The following is a 20746-nucleotide window of genomic DNA, read 5'->3' as shown; positions in this document are numbered from 1 at the left end:
GTTGCAAATTCTTAGTGGCATGATTCAATAAAAAATCAAAATACTAAATTTATGTGATAAATTGCATCAAATGTTATACCGTTTTTTAACCCCTTTTACGGAAATTTTTGATGCGCACAATAAATAGTTAGTCATTATTTAAGGTATTTAGCCTTTGAAATTTTATTTTTCTCAAAATTAAACTTTCCAATCAATGGACTTTGCCCAATCCGATAAACTTTGATTGGTGTGCCCTAGTAATTGTTGCGTTTCTTTAAAATTCTTATTTACTATTTTGTTGCTATTTGTTTCAATATACCTATACAAGTTGGAGATTTCCTTACCTGCCAATTCGCCAAATGCAGGTGTTAATTCCTTTTGAAATGCATCAGGTGTGATGCTTACAAAACTAATTTGTTCGCCAAGTTGTTCAGAAATGGCATCTGCAATCTCTTGCCCAGATACTAAATTCCCTCCAATAGACAATGTTTTGCCTGCCAATTCAGGTTTGTTAATTGCCGATGCGGTAAAGTTTCCTAAATCCGAATGACTTATCCATGGTAATTTTTTACCTGACTCAACAGGATATGGAAAAATTTTATTTGTAACTATTACAGGTACTGACCAAGGTGCCGAAGCATTATCTAAATAAATATCAGGAACTAAATTGATTACTTTTAGTGCCGATTTTTTAAATAAATCACTAATTAATACCTTTATGTCAAGAGATATCAGGCCCGTTTCTTCCTCTGGCAAATCAAAACTTGAATTATAAACTACTAATTCAATATGATTCTCTTCAGCGGCTTTTATAAAATTTTCAACATACTTTTTAGCAAGCGCAAGATCAAACACTAATGGACATGTAAATACTGCCTTATTCGCATTTTTCATGGCTTTTGAAACATCTGCCTCATTTTCCAAACTTCCAGTAATTACATCAATTCCTTCAAACGTTTGATTTTTTGAATCTAATGAGCGCGATAATGTGATTACTTTGTCACCCGCATTTATCAAACTTTTGGCAATACTCATTCCCTGAAAACCTGTTGCTCCTGTAACAAAAACTTTATTATTCATTAATTTTTAGTTGTTTATTTACACGAATTTAGCTTTAAATAATTCAGTTTACAAATAGAAAATTTTGCACCCCCTACTTACCAAAAAGTTAGTTTTATTGCAAATCAAGGCTTTACAAGCATAAAAAATTTTAAAAAAATTTTTATGCGGCTTTAATCAACGCACAAAAAAAGGCCATCCAATACGGATAGCCTTTTTTTTACTATAATTATTTATTTGTGATAGGGCAACTATTTAAGAGATTGCCTTAATCCCTGGAAGTACTTTTCCTTCCATATATTCTAATAACGCACCTCCTCCAGTTGAAACATAGGAAACATCGTTTCCAAAACCTAAATTATTTATTGCTGCTGCAGAATCTCCACCTCCAATTAATGAAAAGGCACCTTTTTGCTGTTGCATTTTTAACTGCATGTGCAATGGCTATAGTTCCATGTGCAAAATTTTCCATTTCGGCAACTCCCATAGGCCCATTCCAAATAACGGTTTTAGAGTTTTCGATAATTTCAGAAAACTGTTCTCTGGTAGCAGGACCAATATCCAATCCTTCCCACTTTTCAGGAATCATTCCTCTTTTAACGGTTTGAATATTGGCGTCGTTTGAAAAATCATCTGCGATCACCGTATCTAAAGGCAAAATCATGTTTACATTGTTTTCCTTAGCTCTTTTTAGTAAATCTAATGCTAAATCCAATTTATCATCTTCACACAACGATATTCCAATATCACCACCCAAGGCTTTTACAAAAGTATATGACATTCCGCCTCCAATAATTATATTATCAGCTATGGAAAGTAATTTTTCTACAATTAATATTTTATCTGATATTTTAGAACCTCCCATAATTGCAGTTACTGGCGCCACTCCTGTTTCTAAAACTTTTTTTGCATTTACAATTTCTGCTTCAATTACATATCCTGCGCCTTTGTTTTCAAAAAACTCAGCAACTATTGCAGTTGAAGCGTGTGCCCTATGTGCTGTACCAAAAGCATCGTTAATGTAAATATCTCCTAATTTTGACAATTTTTCCGCAAAATCCTTGTCTCCCGCAGTTTCTTCTTTGTAATAGCGCAAGTTTTCCAACAATAAAATTTCACCTGGCTCAAGTGATGCTGCCATAGCTTCAACATCAGCTCCTATACAATCAGCAGCCATTTTAATTTGCACTCCAAGTACATCCTGAACTTTTTCAACAATATGTTTTAATGAAAACTCCTCTTGCTTTCCTTTTGGCCTACCTAAGTGCGACATCAAAATAGCGCTCCCACCATCTTCAAGTATTTTTATAATTGTAGGCTTTGCTGCCTCAATTCGTGTAGCATCAGTTACCTGAAAGTTGGCATCTAAAGGCACGTTAAAGTCCACACGTATCAATGCTTTTTTGTTCTCAAAATTAAAATCGTTGATTGTTTTCATATACTGTAAAAAAAGTTTAACATTTTTATGGAATTACACATAACTCCGCCAAAAAGCAAATATAATTTATTATTAATAAAACAATAGCACTAACACTATTCAATCCTTATTTTTTGAACATTAACTAGTAATTGCAACATAGTGCGACTATAATGTTTTAGTTCGCTTTTTTTTAAGTAATTTTTTAAATTCAGTATCATTAATAAATTACTAATCTAGCTAGCAAAAATTATATATTTGTCCTATGCAATTTCAGGATGTTTTAGGATTAGATCATATTAAAAACCATTTACAAACAAGTGCCGATCAAGGCAGAATTGCCCACGCTCAGTTATTTTGTGGCGCTAATGGTAGTGGCACTTTGCCCATGGCAATTGCTTATGCCAGGCATGTTTTATGCGCTACTGCTGCGGACAAAAGTAGTTGTCAGCAAAAGTTTGATTCACTTTCGCACCCAGACTTACATTTTGTATTCCCGGTTACTACGAATGACTCCGTAAAAAAACACCCCGTATCAGATTTATTTTTAACCGATTGGCGTACTTTTTTAGCAAAAAATCCTTACGCTAGTATTTTTGAGTGGTATCAACATATTGGTGTTGAAAATAAACAAGGAATCATTAATGTTGATGAAGCTGCGCAAATTGTAAAAAAACTTTCCTTAAAGAGTTACGAAGGCGGTTATAAAATTATGATCATTTGGATGGCAAATAAAATGAATACTGCTACTTCAAACAAATTATTAAAACTGATTGAAGAGCCTCCTGCACAAACTATTTTTATACTCATTACCGAAGATAAGGAGCAAATTATACAAACAATTTCCTCGCGCTGTCAAATTTTAGAATTTCCTCCGTTAGGAATTGGCGCCATTGCTGAAGGGCTGAAAAAAGCAACTACAATTTCTGAAATTGATGCTGAAAAGATAGCCAACAGAGCACAAGGCGATTATAATAAGGCATTACAACTACTACAAAACAATAGTAGCGAAATTCAATTCGAGACCTGGTTTATTACCTGGGTAAGAGCTGCTTTTAAAGCCAAAGGCAACAAAGCAGTAATTAACGAACTAATTAAATGGAGCGAGGGCATAGCCGCAAACGGCAGGGAAATACAAAAAAAATTTTTGAACTACTGCATCGATTTTTTTAGGCAAGCGTTACTTACAAATTACAAAAGTGAATCATTAGTTTTTCTTGAACCTCAAACCGCCAACTTTGACTTAGCAAAGTTTGCTCCATTTGTACACGGAAATAATATTGAAGCTATTTTTGAAGCGCTTGAAGAGGCATTATATCATATAGAAAGAAATGGAAATTCAAAAATAATCCTTACTGATCTTTCCATAAAACTAACCCGACTACTACATGCCAAGCCTTGAAATTGAGAAATGAGGAGGTGCAATAATAATATGATATAAGATCATTTGGTGATGTGCGATTGCTTCGGAATTATCAACGATAAGTCTTCCCATCAAGACGTTTCTTAATCGCTTTCAGTTGCATGTTTTACCCAAAGGTTTTACTAAAATCCGTCATTATGGATTGCTTTGTAGTATCACCAAACGCAGATATTTAAAGTAGCTGCAAGCGATATTAGCTAAATGTCCAACTAATGTCAAAGAAGAAAAGACCAAGGACAACCATCGTATTTGCCCTAAATGTTAAGAAGGCACTTCGCAAATCATCGCTTATTTTGGGTGCAAGGTTCACCAAAGCGCTGACTAGAAATCGACAAGATGAGTGCTCTATGTGTTGGCTGTAGTTTTTATTGTTTCATTCTCTTCCATTTCTCTAGCTTTTGAAAGTGCGGTTGCAACTAACCCTGCTGGAACAGTTACTATTCCAATTCCAATAATTAAGACGAAAAATGTAAAAACTTTCCCGCCAACTGTAATAGGATATGTGTCACCATAACCAACAGTTGTTAGAGTAACTATTGACCACCATAAACTATGGAATATTGATGAGAATGTTTCAGGTTGAGCTTTATTTTCAAAAAAGTAAATTCCTGCTGAACTAATAAATATTAATATTCCTGTTGTCAATAGAAATAAAACTATTTCTTCTTTTACAATTTTTCCAGCTAGCCTAAACCTGTGAAGTGCTTTGTTATACCTCACTAATTTCAAAGCTCTAAATATTCGAAATACTCTAAAAGCACGTAGAGACCTTAGGTCAATTGAAAGTCTTAAATAAAACGGAATAATAGCTAATAAGTCTACGATTCCATAAAAGCTAAAAATATAGCTTAAAGGTTTTTTTGATACATATACTCTTAATAAGTATTCAATAGAGAAAATTATTACACAAAATAATTCAATATTTTGAATAATAATTTTAGTTTGTTCAGAATTATTAGGAAGTGTTTCAATAGAAAATGTAATTAGCGAAATTAGAATTAGTATTTGGATAAAATAGTCAAATACTTTACCTTTCATATTAGTGTTTTCTTCAATAATTTTTCGAAGTTTTTCTTTCATTTCCTAATTAGGTACAACGATTAATGTATACGTCTGTGCGTGGTGAAGGTCAATGACCTTTCGTAAAGCACAAGGCGTTACATTTTTAGTATTTTTAAATTATGAGTTAAAATAGTGAAATTTGTGACGCCGACTCCTCAAATACACAACTAACTTTGGGTGTTAAAATGATATTTTCCTTTCGCTTGATGAAATCTAGTGTTGCTAACCTTTCCAACATATTCTTATCTAAATTACGTTGTGCAGCATAGTTGATATTAGTAATAGAAGCTTGTTGTTTAAAGGATGCTTGTTTTAAAAGCCTATCAATTTTTCGATTTTGCCAGTCTTCCCAATTTGTTTTTTTTGGTAAAGCTTTTTCAACAACGCATATCTATAGCCTATAGGCAATACAAATGCTTTAGGTGTTGTGACCAGTGATTTTATATGTAGTTTTATTTTTTTCTCCTTCTTTTCTAAAAAAATTTGATTCTATACCTTTCTTTAAATCCCTACTAGCTGTTGATGTAGATATATCTTTGAAAGTATCCATATATATTTTACGAGTAAACTCTTTTATATCTAAAGAAACGAAGTAATTAAGTCTTTGCTCGGTATTCCAATTTCTATTATTGAAGTTAAGTAATTCTGCTAGAGACTTATTTATGACATCAAGCATATACTCAATAAATAATGTGGACTTACCAGCCTTGTCGCAGTTCGCTAAAGCTTTATAATATTTGTCTTGATCTTTACTTATTAAAGTTTCGAAGGGAATATATTCGAAAACAGGATATTTAGTCATTAATATCAACGTTTGCCATAATCTCCCCATTCTCCCATTGCCATCAAGAAACGGATGTATAAACTCCATTTCATAATGAAATACACAGCTCTTTATTAATTCAATTTCATCACTTTTTAAGTATTCAAATAAGTCCTTCATCAAAAAAGGGATATTTTGATAAGGGGGAGCTAAGTGTTCAATTTTAGAACCTTTAACAATTCCAACACCTTGCTTTCTGTATTTACCTGAGTCAACTATTAAATTATCCATCAAATTTTTTATGAGCTTCAAGAAAAGAACTTTCTTTAGTTGAATCATAATTTTGAATTACTTCATAAGTATTTATAGCATTTAAAACTTCTTTAATATCCTTTTTTGGCCCTAGGACTCTTTTATTTTCTAATAGTGCTGTTATTTGTTCTTTGGACAAAGTATTACCTTCTATTTTTAAAGACGAATGAATAGTTCGAATCTTATTTTGTTTTTTAAGAGTTGGGGATGGTTTATCTAAGAAATTAGCATTTATCTCGCCTAATTTTTCTGAAATACTGCTTATCAATTTTAGAATTAGCGGAGTAATGTCATAAGGTGGCTTCATGACAATAGTATCATTTGATAGTATCAAAAATAACATCTTTGAGTTATAAAAGAAGGATAATTTGTTGTTTTTATTGGTCGTAATCTTAAATATATAGCAAGTTGGACAGAAATACACCTTTTGCTTTTTTTTAAGATTTTAAGATCAATGCCGTATTTTATTTCCATAGCTTGGGCTATGAAAATAAAACACAATGCAGCTATCGAAAAAATGAACAAGTATTTGCACCTATCATTTTATGATCTTTTTGGCATTGGTCAACATCGTATTTATCGTCTAGCCTATTGGCAAGACGAATGCTTTAGGTGTTATATATAGTGCTATCCTTTCAGTTTAGCTACCGCATTCAATAATTTCTCTATTGCTGGAATTGATAAACCCTCAGTATCTTTTAAGTCTAAAAAGTCATTATTTTTGTTATTTCCAAAATACTTTTCCACCAGTTTTTCTTTAATTATTTGTTTTTTATCGTCAGCAAGACCTTCAATAAATGGATTAATTGAAGCTAATTCCAATTCAGCATTTCGATTAATAGTTTCTAACTTTCTATGTTTTGAAGATTCACGAGCAGCGTATGTAGCTGGATATGATAACGCAGCAGCTGCAAATAATCTTATTAACGATTTTGTCCAATCAAAACCTTCTGCACTTAGGTCAATTATTGTCCAAACTAATAGCCCTGAAAACACAGACATAAATACGATTGCCATAAAACGCCAAAAATTTGCACTAGACTTATGACTGTTCGCTATGTTTTGATAATTTCCTGTTACTCCTACATTTCCAATTAGATTCACTAATTTTTTAGCCTCTGTATACTTAGTTTCTAGTTTAGTTACTAGATTTGAAGTATCAGTATTAATACTACTTTTTAATTGATCACTATCTTCGCGAAAAAGTTCTTTGATAGTATCAATTTCATTTCGGAAAGTTGTTTTGTCGTTCTGAAAGCTTTGGTTATGAGTAGTTTTTATATTATCAAAATCTGTCCTGAAAGTTGATGAAAGATTTTGAATTTCTATTTCTTTAGATTCAATTAATTTTAATAGTCTTTGAATTTCTGCTTCCTTATTTACTAAATCTTTCTCAAATTCGGAAATTGAATTTTCAAGTTTTTCTTTTTGCTTTTCTAGTGAGTTGTATTTGCTTGTAGCTGTTTTTTCAAACTCCGAAATCTTACGAGAAAAATTAAAATCAGCTTTTGCTACTGGTATTGGAAATCCTTTAATTCTGTTTATTGCTGTATTGAAATTATTAACTGCATTAGTTAAATGTCCGACATTGTTACTACCTGAAAAACTATTTATTTGTGTAATTCCTGCATTTAACTCATTACTTAGTGCATCCAATTCAGCTTGTTGGACTAAATCTGGAATTGTCAACTTGACCCGTTGATTGATGTATGAGAACACAGTCTGAAAAAAAGAAAGCTTTTCAAGGTCAATTTTATCTTTGACATCATCATTTCCCAAAATCTCTTTTAATGAATTTAATCTGTCAAATATATTATGATTTGTAAAACTTTCTGATGTCATTTAATTACTGTTTTTGTGCGTTTTCCGCATTATACACGACAACTAAATACGTACACCCAGTTACACATATCTTTTATATCTCAAAACTATCATAATTTCAATTACTACCCAACAATTTAAGTTTCTATTTCTAGTCAACTATCTATATTTCAATGATATAAATCCCTTAGATTTGGATTTGTAAGTAAATTTTAAAAAATATATAGTTGAGTTTGATAAAATTAGTCCTAGAATTAAAAAGCGAACTACTATTCTATCATAAAAAAATCAAATGCCCTGCTATAATCAAAAGCATCATTATTGACTATTTATAGTAAAAAAAGTTGTTTGTACTACCAAAATCAATTAATTAGTAACTAATGGCTTGCTAAGCTCATGAAAAAACTCAATCATTTAATTTCAATTGAATAAACACAGGAAAATGATCGCTATAACCTCCTTTGTAGCGTCGGCCTACATAGGTACGAAATGGCGTGCCTTTATAGCGTCCGCGGTAGATTTTTAAAAAGTCGTCGTCAAATATTTTAGCATTGGCAAAAGAGTGTGTTCCGGCTTCGTATTTATGAAAGCTGTTGCTAAAAATAATTTGATCAAATAAATTCCATGCGCCGCGGTAGGACAAACTTCCGCTTGAACGGGTCAATAATTTTTCCATAGGATTGTAAAAATCGGTTTGTACCAAATGCTTTTTCACACTAGTATCAATAGGATCATCATTAAAATCGCCCATGATAATAATTTTGGCTGCTTCGCCTTCTTCTCCTCTTATTTTGTCTACAATTTCACGGTTTCTTTCTGCGGCAGCAATGCGTTTATACTCGGTTAAATCGGCACCATCCCTGCGCGAGGGCCAATGGTTGACTAACACATGTATTTTTTCTCCGTTAAGGAAACCACTTACCCATAAAATATCCCGAGTGTGATCCACCTCGCCCTGGTAACCTTCCACGTAAAGTGATACAGCTTCCTGATGAGTTACCTTAAAATAGGCTTTTTGGTAAAGTAGCGCTACATCAATTCCGCGCTCATCGGGGGAATCAAAATGTACAATTCCGTAGCCTTTATTTTTTAAATGTCGGGATTGGGTTAAGTCTTGTACTACCTTTAAGTTTTCTACTTCGGCCAAACCAATTAAAACCGGAGCCTTCCCAGTTTGCTCAAAACCAATATTTGAAATTGCCGTACCAATTTTAAACACTTTTTTACTGTAGCGTTTTTCGTTCCACTGTTTTTCAGATTCTGGCAAAAAATCGTCATCTAGTGTATTTGGATCATTTGAGGTGTCAAATAAGTTTTCAATATTGTAAAAAGCTACCGTAAAAAAATCAGTAGTATGCTTGGTTTTATAGTTTTTGTATTTCATGAATGAAACGGTAATTTTTACTTGTGGATATCAATTTCAAACGATGTATGTACAGCTCGTTTATTATTTTATAACACGCAAAATACAAAAATACAAGACACTGCTTTGTTGTATCTTTGTACAATAATTAAAAGTGCATGTTAGAAAAAACGGAAATAGCTTACGAAAAAGCCATTTTAATAGGAATTGTTACTCAAAATCAAAACGAAGATAAGCTTACTGAGTTTTTGGACGAATTGGAGTTTTTAACCTTTACTGCTGGTGGCGAAGTGGTCAAACGCTTTACGCAGAAAATGCAAATGCCAAATTCCAAAACCTTTATTGGTTCGGGGAAAATGGAAGAGGTACAAGCCTACGTGGAGCAACATGATATTGGAACGGTAGTTTTTGATGATGAACTTACCCCCTCGCAACAAAAAAACATTGAAAAAATACTTAAAGCAAAAATTATTGACCGTACCAATTTGATTTTGGATATTTTTGCGCAGCGGGCACAAACCAGCTATGCCCGCACCCAAGTGGAACTGGCACAGTACCAATATTTACTACCCCGATTAGCGGGTATGTGGACGCACCTGGAGCGCCAAAAAGGAGGTATTGGTATGCGCGGACCTGGTGAAACGGAAATTGAAACGGATAGACGTATTGTGCGGGATCGGATTTCGTTGCTTAAAAACAAGCTAAAAACTATAGATCGCCAAATGGCTACGCAGCGCGGTAATCGTGGTAAATTGGTACGTGTGGCTTTGGTAGGTTATACCAATGTTGGGAAGTCCACCTTAATGAATGTGATTTCCAAAAGTAACGTATTTGCCGAAAATAAACTTTTTGCCACCCTGGATACTACGGTACGCAAAGTAGTTATTGGTAATTTGCCTTTTTTACTGAGTGATACCGTTGGATTTATTAGAAAATTACCCACGCAGCTGGTTGAAAGTTTTAAGAGTACGCTGGATGAGGTTAGAGAAGCAGATTTGTTACTCCACGTTGTTGATATTTCGCATCCGCAATTTGAAGATCATATCGAATCCGTAAACACTATTTTAAACGAAATTGACTGCAAAGACAAGCGTACCATCATGGTATTTAATAAAATAGACGCTTACACGCACGAAACCATTGAGGAAGATGATTTAACTACAGAACCCACTAAGGCACACTACACCCTTGATGATTGGCAACAGACTTGGATGAGTAAAATTGGGGATAAAGCTTTGTTTATTTCGGCGGTAGAAAAAGAGAATATGGAAAGTTTCCGCAAACGGGTATATCAGGAGGTTAGAGATATTCACGTCACTCGATTCCCTTACAATAACTTTTTGTACCCCGAGGAGTACGTGGTGTACTCAAATGGCGAAGAGAATTAGTTGTTTTGATGAGTTGTCTGTTTTGGAAGGTGAGATGTCTATTATTCGTTTAATTTTAAAAGGTGAAAGGCTTTATTTTTAAACTTAATAACCAAATTATCTTATACTTTTATTAAGTATAAATGAAATCAAAAAATAAAAATGAAAATCATATCATATAACGTAAACGGCATACGCGCGGCATTAAAAAAAGGATTTATTGAATGGCTTGTTAGTGCTGATCCAGATGTTATTTGCTTGCAAGAAATAAAAGCGCAGGAAGATCAGTTGGATTTGTCCCTTTTTCATGAAGCTGGTTACAAGTACTGCTATTGGTATAGCGCACAAAAAAAGGGGTATAGCGGAGTAGCTATTTTGTCTAAAACCGAACCCAATCACGTAGCTTACGGTACAGGTATTGAACATATGGATTTTGAAGGGCGCAATATTCGTGCGGATTTCAATGATTTTTCAGTAATGAGTATGTATTTGCCTAGTGGGACAAACGTAGCTCGGTTGGAACACAAATTTAAATACATGGATGATATTTTAGAATACTTATCGGAACTACGTAAAACGATTCCTAACCTACTAGTTTGTGGCGATTATAATATTTGTCATCAAGCTATTGACATTCATGATCCAGTGCGTAACAAAAAAGTATCTGGTTTTTTACCTGAGGAGCGCGAATGGTTGAGCAAATTTATTGACAGTGGTTTTATTGATTCTTTTAGGGAATTTAATACTGAACCTCATAATTATAGTTGGTGGAGCTACCGTGCCAATTCCCGTGCAAATAATAAAGGCTGGCGATTGGATTACGGAATGGTCACTGCACCCTTACGGGAGAAGTTAAGCAGGGCATTAATATTATCGGAAGCAAAACATAGCGATCATTGTCCTATTTTGGTTGAATTAACTACTTAGTTCGGCTAATTTTTGCGAGGTTTTCCAATTTCGGGTAGTGGCTGAAATTTTCAGTTTACTTTCAAAAAACTGATTACTCAACTTTGACTTATGATATTTACCCTGGCAATACAAATACACTACGTTGCCCAAAACCTTGAACTTATCTTCAGTTGAAACAGCTTCTGACATTTTTAAAAGCAACTCAAGATCTGGTGTTTCTTTTAAAAATGTCAGGTGCAATTGTTCCGTTAGTACCGTATCATCCGTTAAAAAAGGATTTTCCTGTACCGCATTTTTTAAAGCTTTGGCTGAAATAACAACTACAGGCACATCAAAACCATAGGTTTTGGAAATTGCAGCTTCAATCTTGTTAGCAACTTTAACGGTAGGCTCGCTTTTGGTAGCATTAAAAATTACATTTCCACTTTGGATATAAGTAGACACCTCAGCATATCCTATATTTTCAAAAAGTAACTTTAAATCCTGCATAAGTACTTTTCTTTTTCCTCCCACATTAATACCTCGGAGTAGGGCTATTGATTTTTTCATTAGCTGTTATTTTAAAAATGCAAAATATTCTAGAGTTTAGAATCCAAATTTAACTAATTAAAGATGAAACATGTATAAGACTACTGTTATAAATTAATACGATTTCCCTTGGGGAATTTTACTCGATAACTAAATTCTTTTTTAACAACTTGGTTGCTCGGAATGGCAAGCACCCATTTTAAAATACCCTTTTTGGAATCGTATTTAGCATCATTAATCACTACATCTTCAACTTTAATTTCTTTGTTGTCAGAAATGGGGATACGGTCTTCCAGAATTAAATTGATACTGGCAGATTTGTTATTCTTCACAGTAATCTCGAAACTTTTATCTACAATTCGATTAGTGCCAATAAAGGATTTACTCTTCAAATTTTGGGGTGATTTACGCGTTACACTAATTGTTGGATCCACTCCTAAAGAAAGCACAAGTTTTTCAGTAGTACCGTCCGGCTCAATAAGGGCTTTTCCGGCATAATTGCCTTCAAAATATACATTAGCTTCGCCAGTAAGCAAATTAAACTTTTCCCAATTGGATAACGTAGCCGTTAAAAATACACGCTCGTTTAGTTCTGGAGCTACGTAATGCGTGTATTTGGTGGGTAATTGAAATTTGTCAATTTCTATAGCCGTAGTTTCATTATTGGAATCGATACTGTATTGTTTTTTAATTATAAACGTAGTGTTTGTTACCCCTTCTTCTTTAGCTTCTACATTTTGATTATAGCTTTCTTGTGCTCTTTGATTAATAAACTGAGCACCTTTTACTTGAACTCCTGCAGCTCTACTTGCCAAGGCTTTACTAATTGTTGATTTCTTTTTTTCGCCGTAACCTATAATAACCACTTCTTCCAATGCGGCAACATCCTCCTGTAAATTGACATTAATGATAGATGAATGAATGGGAATGGTTTCGGAAGTAAAACCTACATAGTCAAATGTGATGATTTTAGAGTTTGAGGGAACGCTAATTGCATAATTTCCATTAAAATCAGTCACTGCGGAATTACTTGTGCCTGGAATAGTTACCGTAACGCCAGGCAAAGGGTAACCATTTCCAGTTACAGTACCTTTTATGTTTTTTACAGTAGGATTGTATTTGTAATTCAAATTCGTAGTCTGCTTTCGATTAGGTGATCTGCGACCGTATACAAAATTAAGCCGTTTACTTTCCAACAAAGGCTTGTTATTATTTAAGCTAGGGTCCCCAGTAGATAAACTTACATTAACATTGTTCCAAACAGTTCCAGTATTTTGATACACGTTTGCTTTATAGGTGATGTCCAAATCTGAATTGATATTTTTTGATTTTAAATCGTATTCAGGAAACCACCCTGCATTTTTTACGTTGTAATGGATCATTAAATTTAAAGAAGTAAGGGTATCGGTATCTAAGATTAAAAGGATTTCGCCGCGTTCCTCTTGGGTATTTCCTTCAAGCTTATTGATTTCATTATTTAATTGCCCTATTTTTTTATTCAATGCTTTAATTTTAATATTATTAGCATATTTACTGTTTAAAATGGCTGTAGTGCGATCACGATAATAGCTAGAAATTTGTTTAATTTTTTCAAGTGATAAATCAGTTTCATTACTATTCACTTGTTGGTTGGACTGTAACAAATTGAGCTCTTTTTCTAGCCCAGTTTGTAGATTATCCAACTGATCCTTTGTAAGTAGTAACTGTTCTTTTTCAAGAAATAACTCTTGCAATTTTGTTGAGACACTTTTCTTTTCCAAGTAGTTGATGCTGTAGTTTATTGAAAGGACATTTACATTTTCTAATCCAGTAACCTGGATGCTACTTTCATCAATATCAGTGGATAAATCAGGTAGTATCAATTTATTTTTGCCTTTTTTTAATTGAACAGTAGCGGTACGTTTTAAGCGTGCTCCGCTCAAGTACAGGGTAACATCTTTTATTGTTGATTTTATTTTGACACCATCATTTGCCAAAGCACTCATAGCAGTCAAAAATAATAATGTAATGATGTATAGTTTTCGCATAGATTTTAATTAATTTACGAGTTTTATGGCTATTTTCTTTAAAAATAAGGATTAAAAAACAATTTGGTTTACTCGTGCATTGTAAAATCATGTTACCTGCAAGCATAAAAAAACACCAATTAAATATAAATATAGTTGCTTAGCTAACTATATTTACTATATTTGCATTATGATTAATAATAATACTTACTTTCAAATAGAACTTACTGCCAGGAGAATAAGACAATATGGACAAAACGTACTTAAATCTCAAGGTATTGACATTACAATAGAACAATGGTTAGTAATGAATGTGATAAATGAAAATGAATCTATTAATCAAATAGATGTTGGAGAAAAACTTGTAAGAGATAAACCTACTATCTCAAGAATGGTAAATCATTTAGAAAAAAAAGGGTTTATTATAAAAACTTCTTCTTCTACAGATTCTAGAAAAGTTGAACTAACTATATCCAAAAAAGGGGAAACAATGATTAATAACCTTTATCCCATTATTGAAAAAATTCGTTTCACAGGTTTAAATGAGCTGTCCGAAAAAGAAAAAGAAATTATTGGAACTATTCTAATGAAAATTCGAAAAAATTTAGATAAATAATTTTTAACAAAAATAGTTGTCTAGCTAACTTTATTATTAACTTTTAAATACAAAAATTATGAAAACAAAAATTTTAACTTTTTTAGCAATCGCTATTTTATTCTCTTGTAAATCTAATGCGCAAGATGACTATGTAAGTGAAGTGAAATCATCATTGGAATCTTATCTAAATGCTGGAGATATTAACGACACAAAAAAATTAAAGCCATATCTTCACTCTGACTTTAGAGTAGTTCTATATGATGATAAAAAAGACGCTACTTCTATTCTCGATAAATCTACCTATATCTCTTTTATAAAAAATAAAAAGTTTGGTGGATATAAAAGACATATTAATTATAAGGACATTCAAACGATTGGCGAAAATATGGCTTCTATATACGTTATATTAACTAGTGATGGCAAACCTACATTAAAGAATTTTTATTCATTAGTAAGGATTAAAAATAAATGGTTAGTTCTTCAGGATTATGTGATTCTAATTCCATAAAAAATTAATCCTACTAAAAGTTAGTTTAAACCTTAATTAAAATTGAAAAAGCCACCTGGTAAGATGTATAAAAAAAATAGGGCGTTTGGTGTTTAATCAAACGTCTTTGTTTATTTACGAAGTCCGCTAAATACAAAATTTAGCATTTTAAACTCAAAATAAAAGCAAAACATTTATTTTTAGCTTAGCACCAATCCGAAACGTACCGCTGATCATCTGCCCTACGTTTCTTATACTAACCGATAGAGTTACCCACTTAGTTCTCAAATAATTGTTTATGGATATTTTACTTTGTGAACTATAAAAACCCTAGCGAAATAAAAATCCTAAAAGAGATTGGTAGTCAGTTATTTTAAAACAAAACCCGTACAAAAAAATACTATAGATTTCTAGTAAAAATCAATTGACCAGCAACTTACAACTACAAACGATGCCTCTATGAAAAATTTATTGCTAGTCCCACTAAAAACACAAGCAAATTATAATCAATGCAACTTAAATGGGTAAGTCTACAGGTAAATTAAAGTGGTGAAATAAGGAGCAACTAATTATAAATTAAATTTTTGTCAATTAAAATTAGTTTTTAAATCAATTTTGTAGTAAGATCTCCTAAAAATTGTTTTATTTCTAAAAATTTGTATCAACTTTAATTTTTAAAGCGCTTACCCAAAGTGAGTTCAAAAAAATAACTTAACTTTAAGAAATTGCCAGTTTAATTACTCGCATTAATTTTATAATCGGTGTTTATTTAAAAGCGGCACAAAAACACATTTAAAATCACATTTAAAATCACATTTAATTAACTCAAACTTTCAACTATAATTGATTAAACTATTAATTTTAATTTATACAGCTCAAAAGAAATCTTTTAATGCATTTAAGGTCAATGCTCCTAAATCCTTATAGAATTTTCTTTGTGCGCATATTTCAATTATCGAATAAAACATAAAATCAATACTCATGGCATTAGTAAAAAAACTACAACTAAAGGTTCCCAAACAGTAGTCACATTTAAAATTGAAGCTCATGAAGCTTCAAATTCATCAGAGGTTTTGTTATTGGGTGATTTCAATAATTGGCAACAAAACAACAGCTCCAATGAAATGGAAAAAGAAGGTAGCTTTTTTACTAAAAGTTTAAAATTAGAAAATGGCAAATGTTATGAATTTCGTTATTTAGGTAAGGAAACTGGATGGTTTAATGACGGTGCTGCCGACAGCTACTTCCCCTCACCCTACCAAGGTATTGATAATTGTGTAGTGGATTTAAGTGATATTCCTGCTGCAAAAAAAACAGTTAAAAAGACAAAGAAAGGCAAGAAGGATGATTTAAAAAAAATTGAGGGTATTGGTCCTAAAATAGCAGCAATTTTAACTGAAAAAGGCATTGAAACATTTGAAAAATTAAGTAAAGCTTCAGTTAGTATTCTTGAAGATATATTGAAAGAAGCTGGACCTCGTTATTCAATTCACAAACCTGGGTCATGGCCAAAACAAGCTAAGTTGGCATTTAAAGATAAATGGGAAGAGTTGAAAAAACTACAAAGTGAGCTGAATGGCGGTAAATAATTTTTACTTTTTAAATAGCAAAAGAAAATTATTTAGCTAATTTTTAAGTACAACATTCCATCAATGACCACGATTAATGACTACATTTATTTACTTTTAAAAGTTTGCTAAAATTATCAATTAGCATAAAATTAAAAAGAAATGAAGGCATTATATTTAGTGGTGTTGTTTTTATCGCAAGTAAGCATTGCGCAAAGCGAATTTCAAAAGGCGATTGCCAGTAATTTAAAACCTTCAAGAGTAAACTTGAATATTAAGTTTGCTGATAGTATGGGGAATACAAGCAACTTACCTATTGCCGTACTTAAAGGAAAAAGTGATGGCCCGATTTTTACTATTGTTGCTGGAATACACGGATTTGAATATCCGCCTATTGTTGCTACTCAGGCTCTTTTGAGCGAAATAAATATAGAACAGCTACATGGAACACTAATAGTTATACCTATTGCAAACACAGCATCTTTTTACAACAGGTCACCTTTTGTAAATCCGCAGGATGATAAAAATTTAAATAATGCTTTTCCGGGTAAAAAAAATGGCAGTATTACCGAGCAAATAGCACATTTTATAACCACTGAAATTATAGCTGCTACTGATGTTTTTCTTGATGTTCATGGTGGTGATGCTTGCGAGGATTTAATTCCGTTTGTATGTTACTATAACAATATTCAAAAAAAGGAGAAAACCGCGCTTGCCCGAAAGCTATCTGAAAAAAGTGGTTTTGAATTAATTGTCTCCTACCCTTATACTATTTCAAACACCGATCCTGCAAAGTATGCGTTTAAGCAAGCGGTACAACATGGTAAAACTGCCTTAAGCATTGAATGCGGAAAGCTGGGTAATGTGCAACAAGAAAATGTGGCACTTATAAAAAGTGGAGTGTACAACATGCTAGCCACTCTAAATATGTATGCTGAAGGCAACGGCCCTCACAAAAACATTATCCGAAGTAACAGCCAGTCCTACATTAAATCAAAAGCCAAGGGAATATTTTACAGTACACATAAGGCTGGGGACGCAGTTAAAAAGGATGAAATAGTTGGCTATACAACCGACGAATTTGGAAAAATTATTGAAGAATATAAAGCCCCTACAAACGGTCTAATATTGTACAAATTAGCCACACCACCAATAAATATTAGCGATACGGTAATGTGTATTGGTGCCTATGCGGATGCGGATGACGAATAAGATTGAAAAAAATCGCCCAAATAAATTACTGATTTAAACAAATACCGTTTCCAATATTGAATTTCCTAGTTAAATTGGAAATTTAAAATCAGAACCGGTATTACTTTTAAAAAATTATTGATCTATTTTGTATTTGAAGGCAATGATAAAATTTAAAAACTACTTTTAAATTGCTCTAAAAAGCGCATATCATTTTCGTAAAACATACGGATGTCCCCTATTTGATGCAACAACATTGCAATACGTTCTATCCCCATTCCAAATGCAAATCCGGAATATTCTTTAGGATTAATATTGCAGTTTGTCAATACATTAGGATCAACCATACCACAGCCACCAATTTCCAACCAGCCGGTACCTTTAGTTATTTTATAATCAGTTTCCGTTTTTAGCCCCCAATAGATGTCAATTTCGGCACTAGGTTCCGTAAATGGAAAATAGGAAGGACGCAAACGAATTTTACTTTTGCCAAACATTTCCTTTGTAAAGTAAAGTAAGGTTTGTTTCATGTCGGCAAAGGACACTTCTTTATCAATATATAAGCCTTCCACTTGGTGAAAAATACAGTGCGAGCGAGCGGAAATAGCTTCGTTACGAAAAACCCTACCTGGCGAAATAGTTCTAATAGGTGGTTTGTTTTCTTCCATGTAGCGCACTTGCACTGAGGATGTGTGCGTTCGTAATAATACATCTGGATTTGTTTGTACAAAAAAGGTATCCTGCATATCGCGAGCTGGATGATACTCTGGCAAATTTAAGGCTGTAAAATTATGCCAATCATCCTCTATTTCAGGGCCTTCGCTTACATTAAAGCCAATTCGCGAAAATACATCTACAATCTGATTTTTTACTAACGAAATAGGGTGGCGTGACCCTAATGCAATAGGAGCTGCTGGACGCGTTAAATCGCCCCATTCGTTTTTGTTAGTTTCCTGACTTTCTAAACTTTCTTTAAGTTCGGCAACTTTGTTTTCAGCAATATTTTTCCAAGCATTAATCGTTTGTCCAAACTCTTTCTTTAATTCATTTGGCACGCTTTTAAACTTGGCAAAATAATCTTTTAAAAGACCTTTGCTACCTAACACTTTTATTCGAAATTGCTCAACTTCTTCAAGTGTTTTAGCCTGAAAATCTTCAGCTTCAGCTATATATTTTTTTATTTCATCTATCATTAGCTAGTCCTTTTTGCGGTGCAAATTTAGAAAAATATTGCTGAACAATGTTTAGTTGCGCAATGAATCCTTATTTTTTGTTTCTACAGCTCTATTTACATGAAAATGAGCAGGTACGAGGCTTTTATTCTATTAAACGTTATTTAAAAATACTCAGAGTAATAGTATTTTGACCACATCAAATAAATTTACACTTGCCGTAATCCAATAATTATTTTTAAAAATAGCCATCAACTCTTTATTTCTTCATAAATTTGTAATGTATACAAACTAGGTCTAATGATAGTACAAAATATATTTTTAGGATTCATAGGGGCTCCTCAAGTTATTCTTATTGTAGTAGCTATTTTATTACTTTTTGGAGGGCGAAAAATCCCTGAACTTATGAGAGGACTTGGAAGTGGCATTAAAGAATTTAAAGACGCTTCTAAAGATGATGATGACAAGGATGAAAAACCTAAACTAGATTAATTTCAACTGGCAACAGTTATTACGTTTAGACCTTTTTATATTCTTTATAAAACAAGTTAAAAAATGCTATTCCCAGTAAGCATTCAACTTCTTTTCCTTAAAGTAACTTGTTCTTTATTTAAATTGTTGTTTATAATTTTGTACTGAAGTCCATCTAAATGAACACATCTGCTATTTTTTCAATAGAAAACAAAGCACAATTTGACACTTTGTGTTTACAGGTTTTTAGGCATCAATATGTAAATAATGAGGTGTATAGGCGATTTTGTAATTTACTGGGAATTTCTAAAAAATCAGTAACCAACGTTTCACTAATCCCGCACTTACCTATTGAATTTTTTAAAAAACACCCCGTAGTTTCTACTACAAAAAAGGCACAAATACAATTCACAAGTAGCGGCACTACAGGTCAACAAACCAGTAAGCACCATGTTTGGGATATTGATTTGTATCGGCAAAGCTACACAAAAGGGTTTGAATTTTTTTACAGCCCCATATCAGACTATTGTGTGTTAGCCCTTTTACCCGCTTATTTAGAAAGAGAAGGCTCCTCATTAGTATATATGGTGGATGACTTTATAAAAAAAAGCAATCATCCTCAAAGTGGATTTTATTTAAATAACTTATCATCCTTAGTGACTACGCTTAAAAACTTAGAATCTAAAAAGCAAAAAACTTTGCTCATAGGGGTTTCATTTGCGCTATTAGATTTGGCGGAACAGTTTCAACTTGAGCTAAAACATACTACGGTAATAGAAACTGGTGGTATGAAAGGGAGGAGAAAAGAAATGATTCGTCAGGAGTTGCATGAACAGTTAAAAAAAGGATTAGGAGTATCTAAAATTCATAGCGAGTACGGAATGACCGAACTACTTTCGCAAGCATACTCCACAGGTGATGGCATATTTAAATGCCCCCCATGGATGCAAATAACGACTCGGAATACTGAGGATGCACTACAATCAGTACCCGTAGGAAAAACAGGCGGAATAAATGTCATTGATCTGGCTAATTGGCACTCTTGTAGTTTTATTGCCACTCAGGATTTAGGAAAAGTTTTTGAAAATCGCAGTTTTGAAATTTTAGGAAGATTTGACCATAGTGATATTAGAGGCTGCAACCTTATGGTATTTTAATTTCTTAAAAAGCTTTACCATTAGTAGGCTAACCCAAAAAATTAAAAAGCATTGCTTAACTATATGTTTACAAACTTTTTATTAAGGAGGTTT

At 32.8% G+C, this 20746-nt stretch carries 16 protein-coding genes and 4 pseudogenes; 10 read left to right on the top strand and 10 right to left on the bottom strand.

All coding sequences use genetic code 11. The annotated features are described in order from the left end of the window. Positions 1 to 177: 177 nt before the first annotated feature. Both GMC_RS0114315 and GMC_RS20030 read right to left on the bottom strand, forming a co-directional pair. On the bottom strand, positions 178 to 1059 hold the full coding sequence (locus GMC_RS0114315; RefSeq protein ID WP_010522797.1) for an SDR family oxidoreductase: 882 nt from the start codon (positions 1057 to 1059) through the stop codon (positions 178 to 180). 234 nt (positions 1060 to 1293) lie between these two features. Continuing rightward, positions 1294 to 2476: pseudogene (locus GMC_RS20030) on the bottom strand (phosphoglycerate kinase). A 244-nt stretch (positions 2477 to 2720) separates the two neighbouring features. On the opposite strand from GMC_RS20030, the gene GMC_RS0114305 reads away from it, so the two are divergent. Both GMC_RS0114305 and GMC_RS22380 read left to right on the top strand, forming a co-directional pair. Continuing rightward, the gene (locus tag GMC_RS0114305; protein WP_010522796.1) at positions 2721 to 3857 is read left to right on the top strand and encodes a DNA polymerase III subunit; all 1137 of its coding nucleotides are present in this window, start codon (positions 2721 to 2723) and stop codon (positions 3855 to 3857) included. A 73-nt stretch (positions 3858 to 3930) separates the two neighbouring features. After that, positions 3931 to 4056, top strand: a pseudogene (locus tag GMC_RS22380) (transposase); the annotation flags it as partial. 167 nt (positions 4057 to 4223) lie between these two features. On the opposite strand, the gene GMC_RS0114300 reads toward GMC_RS22380, so the two are convergent. From GMC_RS0114300 to GMC_RS0114285, 5 genes and pseudogenes are all read right to left on the bottom strand, one after another. Continuing rightward, the gene (locus GMC_RS0114300) at positions 4224 to 4958 is read right to left on the bottom strand and encodes an ion transporter (protein ID WP_010522795.1); all 735 of its coding nucleotides are present in this window, start codon (positions 4956 to 4958) and stop codon (positions 4224 to 4226) included. A gap of 160 nt (positions 4959 to 5118) precedes the next feature. Then, positions 5119 to 5292 (bottom strand): annotated as a pseudogene (locus GMC_RS22580) (ATP-binding protein); the annotation flags it as partial. Between the two features lie 66 nt (positions 5293 to 5358). Beyond that, positions 5359 to 6322 (bottom strand): annotated as a pseudogene (locus tag GMC_RS20025) (Fic family protein). A 320-nt stretch (positions 6323 to 6642) separates the two neighbouring features. After that, on the bottom strand, positions 6643 to 7857 hold the full coding sequence (locus tag GMC_RS0114290; protein ID WP_010522794.1) for a hypothetical protein: 1215 nt from the start codon (positions 7855 to 7857) through the stop codon (positions 6643 to 6645). 385 nt (positions 7858 to 8242) lie between these two features. Then, complete coding sequence (locus GMC_RS0114285; protein ID WP_010522793.1) at positions 8243 to 9220, bottom strand: endonuclease/exonuclease/phosphatase family protein; 978 nt, start codon at positions 9218 to 9220, stop codon at positions 8243 to 8245. Between the two features lie 137 nt (positions 9221 to 9357). Here GMC_RS0114285 and hflX point away from each other — a divergent pair, with 137 nt between their 5' ends. Beyond that, entirely contained in the window at positions 9358 to 10587 is a 1230-nt protein-coding gene (gene hflX / locus GMC_RS0114280; protein ID WP_010522792.1) for a GTPase HflX, read from the top strand. Positions 10588 to 10728: 141 nt separating this feature from the next. After that, entirely contained in the window at positions 10729 to 11493 is a 765-nt protein-coding gene (locus GMC_RS0114275) for an exodeoxyribonuclease III (RefSeq protein ID WP_010522791.1), read from the top strand. Here the strand turns inward: GMC_RS0114275 and GMC_RS0114270 are convergent. Beyond that, entirely contained in the window at positions 11482 to 12024 is a 543-nt protein-coding gene (locus tag GMC_RS0114270; RefSeq protein ID WP_010522790.1) for a DUF1697 domain-containing protein, read from the bottom strand. The two genes, GMC_RS0114275 and GMC_RS0114270, sit on opposite strands and share 12 nt — an antisense overlap. An 86-nt stretch (positions 12025 to 12110) precedes the next feature. Beyond that, the gene (locus GMC_RS0114265) at positions 12111 to 14030 is read right to left on the bottom strand and encodes a mucoidy inhibitor MuiA family protein (protein ID WP_010522789.1); all 1920 of its coding nucleotides are present in this window, start codon (positions 14028 to 14030) and stop codon (positions 12111 to 12113) included. A gap of 169 nt (positions 14031 to 14199) precedes the next feature. Between GMC_RS0114265 and GMC_RS0114260 the strand changes: the two genes are divergently transcribed. The 4 genes from GMC_RS0114260 (at position 14200) to GMC_RS0114245 (ending at position 17874) form a co-directional block, all read left to right on the top strand. Further along, positions 14200 to 14625: a MarR family winged helix-turn-helix transcriptional regulator gene (locus tag GMC_RS0114260; RefSeq protein ID WP_010522788.1), complete on the top strand. Its 426-nt coding sequence runs from the start codon at positions 14200 to 14202 to the stop codon at positions 14623 to 14625. Positions 14626 to 14683: 58 nt separating this feature from the next. Then, the gene (locus GMC_RS0114255; protein WP_010522787.1) at positions 14684 to 15115 is read left to right on the top strand and encodes a nuclear transport factor 2 family protein; all 432 of its coding nucleotides are present in this window, start codon (positions 14684 to 14686) and stop codon (positions 15113 to 15115) included. Positions 15116 to 16029: 914 nt separating this feature from the next. Further along, positions 16030 to 16683, top strand: a complete 654-nt coding sequence (locus tag GMC_RS0114250) for a helix-hairpin-helix domain-containing protein (RefSeq protein ID WP_010522786.1) — start codon at positions 16030 to 16032, stop codon at positions 16681 to 16683. Between the two features lie 141 nt (positions 16684 to 16824). Next, positions 16825 to 17874, top strand: coding sequence for a succinylglutamate desuccinylase/aspartoacylase family protein (locus GMC_RS0114245; RefSeq protein WP_010522785.1), 1050 nt, complete (start codon positions 16825 to 16827; stop codon positions 17872 to 17874). Between the two features lie 152 nt (positions 17875 to 18026). On the opposite strand, the gene pheS is transcribed toward GMC_RS0114245, so the two are convergent. After that, a complete protein-coding gene (pheS, locus tag GMC_RS0114240; protein ID WP_010522784.1) occupies positions 18027 to 19046 on the bottom strand; it encodes a phenylalanine--tRNA ligase subunit alpha in 1020 nt (339 codons plus the stop codon). A 279-nt stretch (positions 19047 to 19325) separates the two neighbouring features. On the opposite strand from pheS, the gene GMC_RS0114235 reads away from it, so the two are divergent. Further along, complete coding sequence (locus GMC_RS0114235; protein ID WP_010522783.1) at positions 19326 to 19517, top strand: Sec-independent protein translocase subunit TatA/TatB; 192 nt, start codon at positions 19326 to 19328, stop codon at positions 19515 to 19517. A 158-nt stretch (positions 19518 to 19675) separates the two neighbouring features. Continuing rightward, on the top strand, positions 19676 to 20653 hold the full coding sequence (locus GMC_RS0114230) for a LuxE/PaaK family acyltransferase (protein WP_010522782.1): 978 nt from the start codon (positions 19676 to 19678) through the stop codon (positions 20651 to 20653). The last annotated feature ends 93 nt before the right edge of the window (positions 20654 to 20746 follow it).

This window comes from Aquimarina agarivorans (genome assembly GCF_000218485.1).
Lineage (GTDB): Bacteria > Bacteroidota > Bacteroidia > Flavobacteriales > Flavobacteriaceae > Aquimarina > Aquimarina agarivorans.
This window is presented reverse-complemented; position numbering and strand designations above follow the sequence as displayed.